The sequence below is a fragment of the Micromonospora sp. DT68 genome (genome assembly GCF_049847245.1).
Taxonomy (GTDB): domain Bacteria; phylum Actinomycetota; class Actinomycetes; order Mycobacteriales; family Micromonosporaceae; genus Micromonospora; species Micromonospora profundi.
This window is the reverse complement of record NZ_JBNCNZ010000001.1, coordinates 220,487-234,123: the sequence shown is the minus strand read 5'-3', so window position 1 is coordinate 234,123 and position 13,637 is coordinate 220,487. Positions and strand designations below refer to the sequence as shown.

Genomic DNA, 13,637 nt, shown 5'->3' with positions numbered 1-13,637 from the left:
ACAGTGGACCGGTCAGCGGAACCGGGCCTCCCGGACACTGTTGCCGCCGTCGACCACGAGCATCTGCCCAGTGATGTACGACGCAGCCGGTGAGCAGAGGAAACTGATGGCCGCCGCGACCTCGTCCGGGGTGCCCGGTCGACCGACAGGAGTGCCCAGCCCCTGCTTGATCTCGGCCATCGTGGACGCCGCCGTGTAGATGGTGCCGGGCGCCACCGCGTTCACCGTCACCCCGTCGGCGATCATCTCCATGGCAAGCGCCCGCGTCAGCCCCACCACGCCGGCCTTCGCCGCCGCGTACGCGGCCTCGGTGGGCAGGGCGTTCACCGGCCCGGCGGTGGCCGCCAGGTTGACGATCCGCCCCCAGCCCCGCTCGGCCATCCCGCCGATGAACGCCCGACTGCACAGGAACGCTGTGGACAGGTTGCGGTCGATCTCGCCACGCCACTCGTCGTAGGTCAACTGCGCGACCGGCCGCAGCACCCCCTGGCTGGCACGACTCGCCAGGCCCGCGTTGTTGACAAGCACCTCGACGTCGCCCAACTGCTCAGCGACCGCGTCGGCGAGCGCGCCGACCTCCGACTCGTCGGTCAGGTCGGCGACGAAGCCGGTCACTCCCAGTTCGCCGGCCCGCTCGTGGATGCGGCGGGTCGTGGAGACGATCGCGACCCGCGCCCCCAGGTCGGCGAGCCGCCGGGCGGTCGCGTACCCGATGCCGTCCGGGCTGCCCGCCCCCGTCACCAGGGCGACCCGCCCGTCGAGCCGCATCGTCACCGGGTCGGGGAGCGCGACCGGCTCGTCGGCGCCGACCCCGCTGCCCGGCGTGGTCGCACGGCCGCGCCGAGCCGCACCCGGCCGGCTGACGTCCCGTCTCGGTCGGCTTCCGGAACGGTCCGCGGCACGCGATTCGATTGCCATGCCAGGGATCCTGCCCGTTACGACCGACCTGGGCAACGCGGCACCCGGGAGCGGGGGCGTCGGGTTTGGTCACCCCTGGCTACCCTGACGGCGCCAACCAAGCCGACGGAGAGTACGCATGACCAATCCCCCGCCCCCCGGCGACTGGAACGACCCCACGAGGTCGGCTCAGCCGGCGAGTTCACCGCTGGATCCGACAATGGTGTCCAGCCCGCCGGTGCCAACCCAGCCCGGCCCCTCCGACCCGTACTCGCCGGCCGACCCGTACGCCGGTGGGCAGGCGGCCCCGGGACAGCCGGTGGCGTACGCCCCGCCCGGCTATCCGCCGCCGTACCCCGGTTACGGCTACCCGCCGCCCCCGAAGAACAACGCGCTTGCCATCGCGTCGCTGGTGCTGAGCCTTGTCGGCCTCACGTCCTGTGGGATCACGGCGCCGATCGGGGCGATCCTCGGCCACGTGGCGCAGAGTCAGATCCGCACCAGCGGCGAGGCCGGTGAAGGTATGGCGAAGGCCGGAATCATCGTCGGCTGGATCGTCACCGCGCTGATGCTGCTCGGGGTCGCCGCCTACGCCGCCATCATCATCTTCGCGGTCACGAACGCCGACAGCAGCACCAGCAGCTACTGAGAGGGCTGGCCGGGGCGACGTACAAACGGCTTTGTCGGGCCGGGGGGGGCGCCCGCGGGGGGGGGGCCCGCCCCCCGCCCCCCCCCCCCCCCGGGGGGGGAGCCCACGGGACGGGGCCCCGCGCGCCCCCCGCCCCGCCCCCCTGGTCCTCGCCCGGGTTGCCGCGGGGGCGCGCCCTGTTGGGGGGGCGGGGCCCCCCGCGGGGGGGGCCCCCCCCGGCCCGATCACTCACTCCGCCGGTGGGGTGAACGACGAGGTACGGCTCATCCCGGCGGCCCGGCCCTTGGCGGCGACCACGAGCGCCATCTTGCGGGACGCCTCGTCGATCATCTCGTCGCCGAGCATCACCGCGCCGAGCTTCCCGCCGGCCTCCGAGGTGTAGTAGTCGTACGCGTCGAGGATCAGCTCGGCGTGGTCGTAGTCGGCCTGCGCCGGCTGGTAGACCTCGTTCGCGGCGTCGATCTGGCCCGGGTGCAGCACCCACTTGCCGTCGAACCCCAGCGCCGCCGACCGCTTGGCCACCTCACGGAAGCCGTCCACGTCCCGGATCTGCAGGAACGGCCCGTCGATTGCCTGCTTGTCGTGCATTCGGGCGGCCATCAGGATGCGCATCAGGATGTAGTGGTACGGGTCGCCCGGGTAGTCCGGGATCAGCGCACCGACAACGAGCGACTTCATGTTGATCGAGGCCATGAAGTCGGCCGGGCCGAAAATGATCGTCTCCACCCGGGGCGAGGCGCCCGCGATGGCGTCGACGTTGACCAGGCCCGCGGCGTTCTCGATCTGCGCCTCGATGCCGATCCGTCCGACCTCCAGGCCCAGCGTCTTCTCGATCTGGGTGAGCAGCAGGTCCAGCCACTGCACCTGGGCGGCGTCCTGCACCTTGGGCAGCATGATGCAGTCCAGGTTCGCGCCGGCGCCCTCGACGACCTCGATGACATCCCGGTAGGTCCACGGGGTGGTCAGGTCGTTGACCCGTACCACGCGGGTCTTGCCGGCCCAGTCACCGTCGTTGAGCGCGGCCACGATGTTCTTGCGCGCGTCCGGCTTGGCCAGCGGGGCGACGGCGTCCTCCAGGTCGAGGAAGACCTGGTCGGCCGGGAGGCCCTGCGCCTTGCCGAGCATCTTGACGCTGGAACCCGGTACGGCGAGACAGGATCGGCGAGGACGACCGACTGCGGCCATGGATGCACTCCTTCCAGCGTTCGGCGGGCACGCCGACGCCACCTGACGACAGATCCGAGAAAACTTAACGATCCCAAAGGGGCGTGTTGACGCCACGGTAACCTCGTGCCGTGACCGGGGTGAATGGACCTGTGGAAGATCTCACTGGGCGTCGACTCGTGGTGGTGACCGGGGCCAGCTCCGGGATCGGGCTGGCCGCCGCCGTGCACCTCGCCTGCCGCGGCGACCAGGTGGTGCTCGTCGGGCGGGACCCGGCCCGCCTCCAGGCCGCCGCCGAACGGGTACGGGAGACCTCGGGTGAGCGCCCAGAGCTGTTCCGCGCCGACTTCGCGGTGCTCGACGACGTCCGACGGCTCGCCGAAGGGCTGCGCGCCGCGTACGACCGGATCGACGTGCTCGTCAACAACGCAGGAGCGATCGCGCTCCAGCCTCTCACCACCGTCGACGGTTTCGAGCTGTCGATCCAGGCCAACCACCTGGCCCCGTTCCTGCTGACCAACCTGCTCGCCGACCGGGTCGGCCGGATCGTGGTCACCGGCTCCGGTGCGCACCGCTTCGGCACGCTCGATCCGGACGACCTGAACGCGGCACTGCGCCGTTACCGGCCGCTGGGCGCGTACGGCACCAGCAAGCAGGCGAACATCCTGTTCACCGCCGAGGCGGCCCGCCGCTGGCCGGGAATCCCCGCACACAGCTTCCACCCGGGAGTGGTGCGCACCCGGTTCGGCAACGACAGCAGGGTTGTCGCGTTCGGCATGCGGGTGCTGCCGTTCCGCAGCCCGGAGAAGGCCGCCGAGACGCTGGTCTGGCTCGCCAACCAGGACCCGGCCCGGTTGGTCGGCGGCGGGTACTACTACAACAGGCGGTTGCGCCGGCCGTACCGCAAGGCGGCCGACCCACGGCTCGCCGCCCGGCTCTGGTCGGCAAGCGCCGCCGCCGTGGGCATCGACGGGTAGCGTTGCCACCGTGCTCACTCTCGTGGCGATCGTCGAGTTTCCCACCGGGGCCGAGTCCGATGGCCAGCACTACGAGGACGACGTCCTTGCCCTGCTCGGCAGGCACGGCGGCGAACTGGAACGACGGCTGCGCAGCACCGCTGGGCGAAGCGAGGTGCACGTGATCCGGTTCGCGGATCGGGCCGGCTACGAGTCGTTCCTCGTCGACCCGCAGCGGGCGGCACTGCGTACCGCCCTCGGCGAAGCCGCACCGACCACCCGCGTCATCGAGGTGCACGAGGTCTGAGCGTCAGTCGGTCAGCGGCGCCGGGTCGGCCGGCAACGCCGTGGTCGTGGCGCGACGGCCGGCGCGGGCGCCGCCGAGCACCACCACTGCCACCCCGACCAGCAGCAACGACATGCCCAGCAGCGCGTACGCGCGAGGCACCTGGCCCAGCCAGACCCAGGCCAGCAGGGCGGCACCGGGCACCTCCAGCAGGATCAACACGCTTACCGTCGTCGCCGGGATCCGGTGCAGGACGTAGTTGAACATCGAGTGCCCGAGCAGTTGCGCGCCAGCCACCAACGCCAGGATGGCCAGCCAGGTACGCCCGTCGAAGCCGGTAAGCCGCACCCCGCCGAGCAGGCAGATCACCAGCAGGATCAGCGCGCAGATCCCGTAGCAGATGGTCGTGTAGGTGGTGGTGCTGATGCTGGCCCGCGCACGCTCACCGAACGCGGTGTACACGGCGCCGAACACGCCACCGGCCACCGCCAGCAGGTCACCGACTACCGCCCTCGCGGAGATGCCCACGTCCGCGCCCGTGGCGATCACCGCGCCGCCGACCGTCACCGCGATGCCGACCCAGACCACCGGTGGGAGCCTGCGACCCTGCGCTCGGGCGATCAGCCCCTGCCAGACCGGCTGGGTGGCGACCAGAGCTGTTGCCGCAGCCACCGATGTGAGCTGGACGCTCGGCATCCAGGCGGCGAAGTGCGCGGCCAGCGCCACACCGGAGAGGACGCAGAACAGCCCCTCCCGCCGACCTGCCAGCCCGACCAGGGCGCGGAACTCGGCGCGACGTCGGGCCAGCGAGAACGGGCTCAGCACGGCCACCGCCAGCACGTTGCGCCAGAACGCGATGGCCAGCGCCGGTGCGGCCGCGTACGCGATCAGCGGCGCTGACGACGACACCGCGACCACGGCGAGGCCCACCGCGCCGGTGGTCAGCGGATCCAACGTCGGGCGGCGCGAATCAGGGGGCACGGGAAGCAATCTTCACACGATCACCATGGACACAGAACGTCATCACTCCGTTACGATCGGGCAGCGTCGCGCCAGCGGCCGTCGATTGCCCGGAGGCGCGCCAGATGCCCAGCTACCAGGCTGTGCTGTTCGACTTCTTCGGCACGCTCACCCACTCGGTCCAACGCGGCGCCGCGCACCTCCGCACCGCCGAACTGCTCGGCTGCCCCATCGACACGCTCAACGAGGTGCTCAATCGCACCTACTACGCGCGTGCCACCGGTCGGCTCGGCAGCGCGGAGGCGACACTGCGCTGGGTCTGCGCCCTGGCGGGCGTACACCCCAGCGACCATGCGCTGCGGGCGGCCGTGGCATCCCGGCACCGGGCGGTCCGCGCGGACACCCGGCTGCGGGCCGACGCGGTGCCGGTGCTCGCGGCGCTGCGCCACTGCGGCCTGCGCACCGGCGTGATCAGCGACTGTACGCACGAACTGCCGGCCTTCCTGCCGCAGCTCCCGATCGCCCCACTGCTCGACGTGCGGGTCTTCTCCGTCCAGGTCGGACGATGCAAGCCCGAACCGGAGCTCTACCTGACCGCCTGTCAGCGGCTCGGGCTCGCACCGGCCGACTGCCTGTACGTCGGCGACGGTGGCAGCCAGGAGCTGACCGGCGCCGAGCGGGCCGGGATGACAGCGGTCCGGCTGGCCGCACCCGATCTGGCCGAGCACATGGTGTTCAACGCCGACCGGGAATGGCGCGGCCGGACCGTGGGCAGCCTGCGCGAGGTGCTCGACCTCGTGAGCGCAACGAACCTCGCGGACGCCGATCTGGCGCGCACCGGGGTCGGCGGGATGTGCGCGGCCGGCAGGGCGGGCGGTCCGGCGGGCTGACCAACGGGCGGTCGGCGGGTCAGCGGCGGCGCACGGGCGGCCGACGGATCAGCGGCGGCGCACGGGCGGCCGACGGATCAGCGGCGGCGGACCCGGTGCAGGCGGAACGGCTTGCGGGTGGCGCGGACCGCCGGGGTCTCCCGGGGCTCCTCCGTCTGCGCGTCGGACGGCAGGTCGGCGCCGGAGAGCGGCTCGCCCGCGGGGGCGAGCCGATTCACCGCACAGCCGTCGGCGGCCCACCGCGCCACCAGGTCCGCCGTCGGGCCGGGCGCGTTCAGGCGCTTGCCCGCCACAAGCGGCGCCGTGGTCTCCCACGCCTCGCTGCCCGGCGACAGCCTGGTCACCCGGGCCGGCCAGGTGACGATGCGGCCGCCGTGATCACCGCGCAGCGTGACCTGCGCCTCGGTGGCGTCGGCCAACCCGGGAGCGGCCTGCTCGCCCGGCCCGCTCACCACGTAGAGCGCGCCTTCCAGCGGGGCGCACCAGAGCGCGAGCGCCGGCCCGCCGGACACGCTGACCCAGGCCACGGCGGCCTTCTTCATCGCCTCGTCGACAAGCGGCGTCGAGGTGTGCGCGTCGTCAGTCACCCTCGTATCCTCCCGTACGTCGACCGGCGACGCGTGGACCGCCGGTCGATCGCCTGCCGCCCGTCCACCCAGGGCCTGCGCGGCTCAGCCCACGAAGGGCGGCACGGCGATCTCGCCCCGGGCCACCGGCATCACCTGGCCGGCGACGGTAGCGCCGACGGCCGTGCCGCTCTCCGCCGTCACAGTGCAGGTCAACGCGGAGGGACGGCCCATCTCCACACCCTGGCGCACCGCGTACCGGGACAGTCCGTCCCCCGGCAGCAGGCCCGTGGCCACCAGCCAGACGCCCAGCCCGAGCGCCGCCGAGCCGGTCGCCGGATCCTCCGGGACACCGAGCCCCGGCACGAAAACCCGAGCGTGCGCGGTTTGCGTGGCGGGGTCCCAGGAGAAGACGCTCACGTGATCCACGCCGTACCGCTCCGCCGCCACCGGGTTCAGCCGGGCCCGGGCCACCGAATCCGGGAACACCGGCAGGTACGGGAACTCCAGCCCGCAGCCGGCCACCCGAGGCGCCGGCCCACTGCTGTCGTAGTCGGCCTCGACCAGCCCGGCGATCTCCAGCAGCGGCTCCGGGTCCAACTCGGGGCCGAGCGTGGGGCTGCTGCCGGTGAGCGTCGCGCCGGTTGCGGTCACGTCGATCGGCAGCACCCCGGCACCGCACTCCTGGGTGACCTGCCCCACGTCGAACATCCCGCGCCGACTGGCGGTGACCGCCGCGCCGACGCTCGGGTGCCCGGCGAACGGCAACTCGTCGGCAGGGGTGAAGATACGGGCCCGGTACGTCGCGCCGACCTGGGTAGGTGGCAGCACGAACACCGTCTCGGACAGGTTGAACTCCAGTGCGAGCGCCTGCATCTGCTCGGTGGCCAGCGCCTCCGCGCCGAACACCACGGCCAGCGGGTTGCCACTGAACGGGCGGTCGGTGAAGACGTCCACGATCTCGTAGGCCAAGGTCGACATGTTGCTAAACACTAGGCGCTTAGGCTGGTGCCCGTGAGCACGCCGACCCGGATCTACATCGCCCGCCTCGCCGGAGTGGCCGTTTTCGATCCAAACGGTGACCAGGTGGGCCGTGTCCGTGACGCGGTGGCCCGGCTGCGGGCGACCGGCCGTCCGCCGGAGGTCGTGGGTCTGGTCGCCGAGATGCCGATGCGCCGGAGGATCTTCCTGTCCATCAACCGGATCACCTCGATCGACGCGGACGCTGTCGTGCTCGGCTCCGGCACCCTCAACCTGCGGCGCTTCGAGAAGCGCCTGAACGAGCTGCTTGTGCTCCAGGAACTCCTGGACCGGCGGGTGCAGCTCGAACCCGGCGGCCAGCCCGGCACCGTGGTGGACGTCGCCATGGAGTGCGCTCGCGGCGGCGAGTGGTCACTCACCCGCGTCGCGGTCCGCGAGCAGACCGGCCGGATCACCCGGCGGGGCCACCTGCACCAGGTCGAGTGGGACCGCGTGCGCGGGCTCAGCGGCATCGCCGACAACCGGGGTACGGCGAATCTGCTCGCCGTCCTGGAGGACATGCGCCCGGCGGACCTTGCCAACGCACTTCAGGACCTGCCCGACACGCGGCGCAACGAGGTCGCTGCGGCGCTGAACGACGAGCGGCTGGCCGACGTGCTCAGTGAGCTGCCCGAACACGACCAGGTGGAGATCCTCGCCGCGCTGGACCGGGAGCGGGCCGCTGACGTGTTGGAGGAGATGGACCCGGACGACGCTGCGGACCTGCTCAACGAACTGCCGCCGCCGGAACAGGACGTGCTGCTGGACCTCATGGAGCCGGACGAGGCCGACCCGGTGCGGCAGTTGCTCAACTACACCCCCGGCACGGCGGGCAGCGTGATGACGTCCGAGCCTGTCATCCTGCCGCCGGACGCGACAGTCGCCGAGGCGTTGGCCCGGATCCGGGAACCGCAGCTCTCCCCCGCCGTCGCCGCGCAGGTCTTCGTGACCCGGGCGCCGCAGAACACCCCGACCGGGCGGTACCTGGGCATGGTGCACTTCCAGGCGTTACTGCGTGAATCGCCTGCCGACCTGCTGGGCAAGGTGGTGGTCAACGACATCGACCCGCTGCGCCCCACCACGCCGTTGCCGGAGATCACCCGCCGAATGGCCACCTACGATCTGGTCGCCATGCCCGTGATCGACAGGAACAACCGGCTGGTCGGTGCCGTGACGGTCGACGACGTACTGGACCACTCGTTGCCCCGGGACTGGCGGGACCGGGGTGTCCTCGGTGCCGCGGGCACCACCGACGCGGTGCTGGACGGCGCTGATGGCTGAGCAGCGGCGTACGGAGCGTCTCGACCAGCCGCGCGAGCCCCGGGGAATCAAGCTGCCCCGATTCGACGCGGAGGCGTTCGGCCGCTGGTCGGAGGGCATCGCCCGGGGCATGGGCACCGCGAACTTCCTGGTCGTCATGACTGTGGTGATCGCCATCTGGTTCGGCTGGAACACTCTCGCCCCGGCCGAGATGCGCTTCGACCCGTACACCTTCACGTTCCTCACGCTGGTGCTGTCGTTGCAGGCCAGCTACGCGGCGCCGCTGATCCTGCTGGCGCAGAACCGGCAGGCGGATCGCGACCGGGTGGCGTTGGAGGAGGACCGGCGGCGCGCCACGGCGCAGAAGGCGGACACCGAGTACCTGGCACGGGAGATCGCCGCCCTGCGGATCGCGTTGGGCGAGGTGGCCACCCGCGACTTCCTCCGCTCCGAACTGACCCGACTGGCCGAGGAGCTGGACGAGGCGGGGCAGCGGCGGCAGCGGCTGGAGCGCCGCCAGCAGGAGCGGGACAGCCGGCAGGAGAAGCGCACCCAGCGGGCGACCGACGGCGGAGCGCTTGACGAGCCGCGCGACGACCTGGACGGCGACTTCTCCCGGAGCGCCCGGTCGGACGGCACCGGCCCCCGCGGCCAGGACGGCTGATGAGCCGGATCGATTGGCTCACACCGGTCCCGGTCAACGGTCGGAGCGGATGCCCCGCGACGTAGCATTGCGGGCATGTCAGCACCCGTCAGCACCGTCGAGGACGCGATCCAGGCCGCCCTGGCCACCGTCAACGACCCGGAGATCCGCCGGCCCATCACCGATCTGGGCATGGTCCGCTCCGCCACGATCGGCGCCGACGGCGTCGTACGGGTCGAGCTGCTGCTCACCGTCGCCGGCTGCCCGCTCAAGGACAAGCTGCGTACGGACATCACCGCCGCCGTGGCCGCGGTGCCCGGTGTCACCGGCGTGGAGATCGACTTCGGTGTGATGAGCCCCGAGCAGCGGCAGTCGTTGCAGGCGCAGCTGCGCGGCGGCGGCGCCAGCGAGGAGCCGGTCATCCCGTTCGCCCAGCCGGGCTCCCGCACCCGTGTGTACGCGGTGGCCAGCGGCAAGGGCGGTGTCGGCAAGTCCAGCGTGACTGTCAACCTGGCGGCGGCGCTCGCCGCCCGTGGGCTCTCCGTCGGCGTGGTCGACGCCGACATCTACGGTCACTCGGTGCCCCGGATGCTCGGCGCGGACGGTCGACCGACCCGCGTCGAAGACATGATCATGCCGCCGCAGTCGCACGGCGTGAAGGTGATCTCGATCGGCATGTTCACCTCGGGCAACGCGGCTGTGGTGTGGCGTGGCCCGATGCTGCACCGGGCGTTGCAGCAGTTTTTGGCCGACGTCTACTGGGGCGACCTCGACGTACTCCTGCTCGACCTGCCCCCGGGCACCGGCGACGTGGCCATCTCGCTGGCCCAACTGCTGCCCAACTCGGAGATCCTGCTGGTCACCACCCCGCAGACCGCAGCCGCCGAGGTCGCGGAGCGGGCCGGTGCGATCGCCCTGCAGACCCACCAGCGGGTGGTCGGCGTCATCGAGAACATGTCCTGGCTCGAACTGCCGGACGGCTCCCGCATGGAGATCTTCGGCTCCGGCGGCGGTACGGCCGTCGCCGAGTCGCTGAGCCGGACGATCGGCGCGCAGGTGCCGCTGCTCGGGCAGATCCCGCTGGACACCCGCGTCCGCGAGGCCGGCGACGCCGGCAACCCGATCGTGCTGGCCGAGCCGGATTCCCCGGCCGCCCAGGCGCTCGGCACGATCGCCGACCGGCTCGCGCTGCGCCGTGAGTCGCTGCTCGGCAAGCCCCTCGGCCTCAAGCCCGCCGGCCGCTGAGCGGTCGAACCGGCAGCCCGGCGGGGGTTGAGCTGGCCCTGACACGCACAGCCCGTGCTGCCCTTTGGAGCTGATGTCGCACGGATCTCCCGGCCCGGCCGGGAGGACGTCGGCGATCCAGCTCCGAAGGGCAGCCGAGCGGTGTGATCCGGGGTCACCGAGCTGAGCGAGGCCAGGGGCCGGGGCTACAGGCAAGGGCCCAAGGGATGGAGCCTGAGCCTGAGCGAGGCTGACACAGGCCCGAGTGCCGCCGCACGGTCCGAGCGCTAGCGCTACGCCTGATCGCTGCCCGCAGGGCGGATCAGGTGGCGTCGTCGTAGCTGGCCCGCGGGGCCGGTGCCGGTGAGGCGCTGGTGGCGGTGCTGGTCGGCCGGGAGCCGTTCGACCGGAGGTCCGCGGCGTTGGCCACGTCCTTCAGCTCGTTGTGCACGCCGTTGACGTCGGCGCGCAAATCGTCGTAGACGCCCTGCAACGGCTTGCGGATCGCCGCCTCGTCCTCCTCGCTGAGGAGGTGCTTGCGGATGAAGGCCTTCGGGTGCAGATCCTCGAGCTGGATGTCGGTGCCCAACTCCCTGCTGAGGTCGCCCGTGGCGTTGCGGGCCATGTTGCGCAGATTACGGACCATCCGCAGACCATCGTTGATCACGTTGGGCAACCGGTCCCCGAAGATCAACAGCGCCAGGAGCAGCAGCGCACCGATCTCCCACCAGTTCAGGTTGTCTAACATTCCGCAGGCCCCCTCTCGCCGTCAGCAGCAAGACTACGCACGTGAACCGGCTTTCGGGCAGGGGGTGACCCGCAGTTCACTTGGCGTCCGCCGCGAGGGTGACCGACGTGTTCTGCCGGTCGGCACCTCGCCGGAACTCGACAGTCACCACCGAGCCGGGTGCGAACTTGCGAACCAGGGCGATCAGGTCCGTCGGTTCGGTCATCGGTCGGCCGTTGAGCTTCATGATCACGTCGCCGGCCTTCAGCCCGGCATCAGCCGCTGGGCCGGAAGGTTCCACGGCGGCCAGGCGTACGCCCCCGCCGGCTCCCGCGCCCGGGCCACCGACCTGGGCGCCGATCACCGTACGCCGGGCCTTGCCGGTGCCGATGATGTCCTGGGTCACCCGCTTGGCCTGGTTGATCGGGATGGCGAAGGCGAGCCCGATGTTGCCGGCCTCCTGCCCCTCGGCGACCAGCGACTTGATCGTGGAGTTGACCCCGACCACCCGCCCGGCGCCGTCGACAAGCGGCCCGCCGGAGTTGCCGTGGTTGACAGCGGCGTCGGTCTGGATGGCCGCGTAGTAGCGCACCGGGCCGCCCGGCTCTCCAGCCTGCATCGTCCGGTCCAGGGCGCTCACGATGCCTGCGGTGACCGTGTTGGCCAGCGAGAGCGGTGAGCCGATGGCGAGCACCGGGTCACCGACGGCCAGCCCCTCGGAGTCGCCGAACTCCACAGGCCGTAGCCCGGTCCGGTTGACCTTGATCACCGCGATGTCCGACTCCGGGTCCTGACCGATGACAGTCGCCGGAGCGGTCGAGCCGTCGTTGAAGACCACCGAGGCTTTGCCGCTGCCGCCGGCCACCACGTGATCGTTGGTGATCACGTGCCCGTCGGCGCTGGCGATGAAGCCCGAGCCCTCGCTGGTCCCGCCGAGGCTGCTCACCCGCACGGTGACCACGCTGGGCAGGACCCGGCCGGCGACCCCGGCCAGTGACTCCGGCTTGCGCTGGGCAAGCGCTGGCGGATCCACCGGCTCGGCGCCGAGCACCGTGCCGCCGCCGGCACCGCCGCGAACCGCGAACGCGTAGCCCAGGGCGCCACCCAGGGTTCCGGCCAGCAGCGCGGTGATCACCGGGATGAGCAGCAGGTGGCGCAGCGACGGCCGGCCGGGCGCGTCCGGGTCGATGACCGGCTCGGGCTCGGTGCCGGCGGCGACCACTCCGGGCACCACCACGGCAGCCGGTGCCGCCGGGTCGCGCCACGGGTCGCCGAGGGCGTCGGACCACCAGGGCGAGGCGCCGGTCGCGCCGGCGCCGCCCGCGGGCGGCGCCGGCCCGGCGTACGGCACACCGGGCCGTGAGGCTCCTGGCGGTGGCCCTGCCGGAGGCGTGTAGCCGCTCCCCGGCCTGGCCGGCGGCCCCGCCGACGGGACTCCTGCCCCGGGCGGTCGCGCCGGAGCCGGAGTTTCACCGCCCCGGCGCCAATCCCAGCCGTCGGTCACGTCGGTGCCTCCCAGTCCGTCCCCGGATCCCGTGGCGGCGGCGCCCGGCCACGGCTCGGCGCGGTCGAGGCTCACGGAATACCGCTTCCAGGATTGCACGGATGCGCGCGGTGCAGTCAGCGGTTGCCGCCGGTGATCGAAAGGGACGGAGGCGCGGCTGCGCCTCTCGGCGGTCGCCTCTACGCTCACAGTGCCAACCCGCCCCCGCACCACGCACCGCCCGGAGGTGCCCCATCGCCACGGTCGCCGGTTCCGGCAGTTCGACGGCCCAGGCTCAGCAGTTCGCCGAGTCGTACGTGACCGAGGATCTCGTCCTGCGTACCGCCCGCAGCCTGGCTCACGAGGTGGGCCTCGAGGCGGTCACGCCCGGCGCGGGCGCGGCGCTGCGGCTGCTGGCTGCGGCCGGCAACGCCCGCGCGGTGGTGGAGATCGGCACCGGCACCGGGGTGAGTGGTGTCTGGCTGCTGCGCGGCATGCGTGCCGACGGTGTGCTCACCACCATCGACCTGGAGGTGGAGCACCAGCGGATCGCCCGCCGGATCTTCACCGAGGCGGGCTTCGCCGCGGGCCGTACCCGAATCATCACGGGTCGCGCGCTGGACGTCCTGCCCCGGCTCGCCGACGGGGCGTACGACCTCGTCTTCGTGGACGCCGAGGCGACCGGATTCCACGCCTGTGTCGAGGCAGCGCTGCGGCTGCTGCGTCCCGGGGGCGTACTGGCACTCAACGGCATGCTGGCCGGCGGCCGGATCGCCGACCCGGCCGCCCGGGACGCGGAGACGGTGACGGTCCGCGAGACGATCAAGGCGGTCCGGGAGTCGGAGCACTGGATCCCCGCGCTGCTCCCGGTCGGGCACGGGGTGCTCGCCGCCGTGAAGTGCTGACCCGCGG

15 protein-coding genes are annotated in these 13,637 nt (G+C 72.3%); 8 read left to right on the top strand and 7 right to left on the bottom strand.

Going from position 1 to position 13,637, the window contains the following annotated elements; translation table 11 throughout:
- Positions 1-12: 12 nt before the first annotated feature.
- Positions 13-918 (bottom strand): SDR family NAD(P)-dependent oxidoreductase, encoded by a 906-nt coding sequence (locus ACPXB1_RS01170; protein ID WP_053659177.1) that lies wholly within the window; start codon positions 916-918, stop codon positions 13-15.
- A 118-nt stretch (positions 919-1,036) separates the two neighbouring features.
- Here ACPXB1_RS01170 and ACPXB1_RS01165 point away from each other — a divergent pair, with 118 nt between their 5' ends.
- On the top strand, positions 1,037-1,546 hold the full coding sequence (locus ACPXB1_RS01165) for a DUF4190 domain-containing protein (RefSeq protein ID WP_425734685.1): 510 nt from the start codon (positions 1,037-1,039) through the stop codon (positions 1,544-1,546).
- Between the two features lie 228 nt (positions 1,547-1,774).
- Here the strand turns inward: ACPXB1_RS01165 and ACPXB1_RS01160 are convergent, their stop codons facing one another.
- A complete protein-coding gene (locus ACPXB1_RS01160; RefSeq protein WP_425734684.1) occupies positions 1,775-2,731 on the bottom strand; it encodes an HpcH/HpaI aldolase/citrate lyase family protein in 957 nt (318 codons plus the stop codon).
- Between the two features lie 131 nt (positions 2,732-2,862).
- On the opposite strand from ACPXB1_RS01160, the gene ACPXB1_RS01155 reads away from it, so the two are divergent.
- The gene (locus tag ACPXB1_RS01155) at positions 2,863-3,687 is read left to right on the top strand and encodes an SDR family NAD(P)-dependent oxidoreductase (RefSeq protein WP_053659172.1); all 825 of its coding nucleotides are present in this window, start codon (positions 2,863-2,865) and stop codon (positions 3,685-3,687) included.
- 10 nt (positions 3,688-3,697) lie between these two features.
- Entirely contained in the window at positions 3,698-3,973 is a 276-nt protein-coding gene (locus ACPXB1_RS01150) for a hypothetical protein (protein ID WP_425734683.1), read from the top strand.
- A gap of 3 nt (positions 3,974-3,976) precedes the next feature.
- Here the strand turns inward: ACPXB1_RS01150 and ACPXB1_RS01145 are convergent, their stop codons facing one another.
- Complete coding sequence (locus ACPXB1_RS01145) at positions 3,977-4,933, bottom strand: DMT family transporter (protein ID WP_053659168.1); 957 nt, start codon at positions 4,931-4,933, stop codon at positions 3,977-3,979.
- Between the two features lie 104 nt (positions 4,934-5,037).
- Between ACPXB1_RS01145 and ACPXB1_RS01140 the strand changes: the two genes are divergently transcribed.
- Complete coding sequence (locus ACPXB1_RS01140; RefSeq protein WP_387156395.1) at positions 5,038-5,802, top strand: HAD family hydrolase; 765 nt, start codon at positions 5,038-5,040, stop codon at positions 5,800-5,802.
- Between the two features lie 77 nt (positions 5,803-5,879).
- Here the strand turns inward: ACPXB1_RS01140 and ACPXB1_RS01135 are convergent, their stop codons facing one another.
- Complete coding sequence (locus tag ACPXB1_RS01135; RefSeq protein WP_157552910.1) at positions 5,880-6,344, bottom strand: hypothetical protein; 465 nt, start codon at positions 6,342-6,344, stop codon at positions 5,880-5,882.
- Positions 6,345-6,473: 129 nt separating this feature from the next.
- Positions 6,474-7,349 (bottom strand): PhzF family phenazine biosynthesis protein, encoded by an 876-nt coding sequence (locus tag ACPXB1_RS01130; RefSeq protein WP_425734682.1) that lies wholly within the window; start codon positions 7,347-7,349, stop codon positions 6,474-6,476.
- A 33-nt stretch (positions 7,350-7,382) separates the two neighbouring features.
- Between ACPXB1_RS01130 and ACPXB1_RS01125 the strand changes: the two genes are divergently transcribed.
- From ACPXB1_RS01125 to ACPXB1_RS01115, 3 genes are all read left to right on the top strand, one after another.
- A complete protein-coding gene (locus tag ACPXB1_RS01125; RefSeq protein ID WP_053659456.1) occupies positions 7,383-8,669 on the top strand; it encodes a magnesium transporter MgtE N-terminal domain-containing protein in 1,287 nt (428 codons plus the stop codon).
- On the top strand, positions 8,662-9,312 hold the full coding sequence (locus tag ACPXB1_RS01120; RefSeq protein WP_053659162.1) for a DUF1003 domain-containing protein: 651 nt from the start codon (positions 8,662-8,664) through the stop codon (positions 9,310-9,312). The genes ACPXB1_RS01125 and ACPXB1_RS01120 overlap by 8 nt, the downstream gene beginning before the upstream one ends.
- A 75-nt stretch (positions 9,313-9,387) precedes the next feature.
- Positions 9,388-10,536, top strand: coding sequence for an Mrp/NBP35 family ATP-binding protein (locus tag ACPXB1_RS01115; RefSeq protein WP_053659160.1), 1,149 nt, complete (start codon positions 9,388-9,390; stop codon positions 10,534-10,536).
- Between the two features lie 301 nt (positions 10,537-10,837).
- Here ACPXB1_RS01115 and ACPXB1_RS01110 read toward each other — a convergent pair whose 3' ends face one another.
- Entirely contained in the window at positions 10,838-11,263 is a 426-nt protein-coding gene (locus tag ACPXB1_RS01110; RefSeq protein WP_167945984.1) for a preprotein translocase subunit TatB, read from the bottom strand.
- A 76-nt stretch (positions 11,264-11,339) separates the two neighbouring features.
- Positions 11,340-12,761 carry a S1C family serine protease gene (locus tag ACPXB1_RS01105; protein ID WP_167947613.1) on the bottom strand — a complete coding sequence of 474 codons (1,422 nt, stop codon included), beginning with the start codon at positions 12,759-12,761 and terminating at the stop codon, positions 11,340-11,342.
- Positions 12,762-13,042: 281 nt separating this feature from the next.
- On the opposite strand from ACPXB1_RS01105, the gene ACPXB1_RS01100 reads away from it, so the two are divergent.
- Complete coding sequence (locus ACPXB1_RS01100) at positions 13,043-13,630, top strand: O-methyltransferase (RefSeq protein ID WP_053659157.1); 588 nt, start codon at positions 13,043-13,045, stop codon at positions 13,628-13,630.
- The last annotated feature ends 7 nt before the right edge of the window (positions 13,631-13,637 follow it).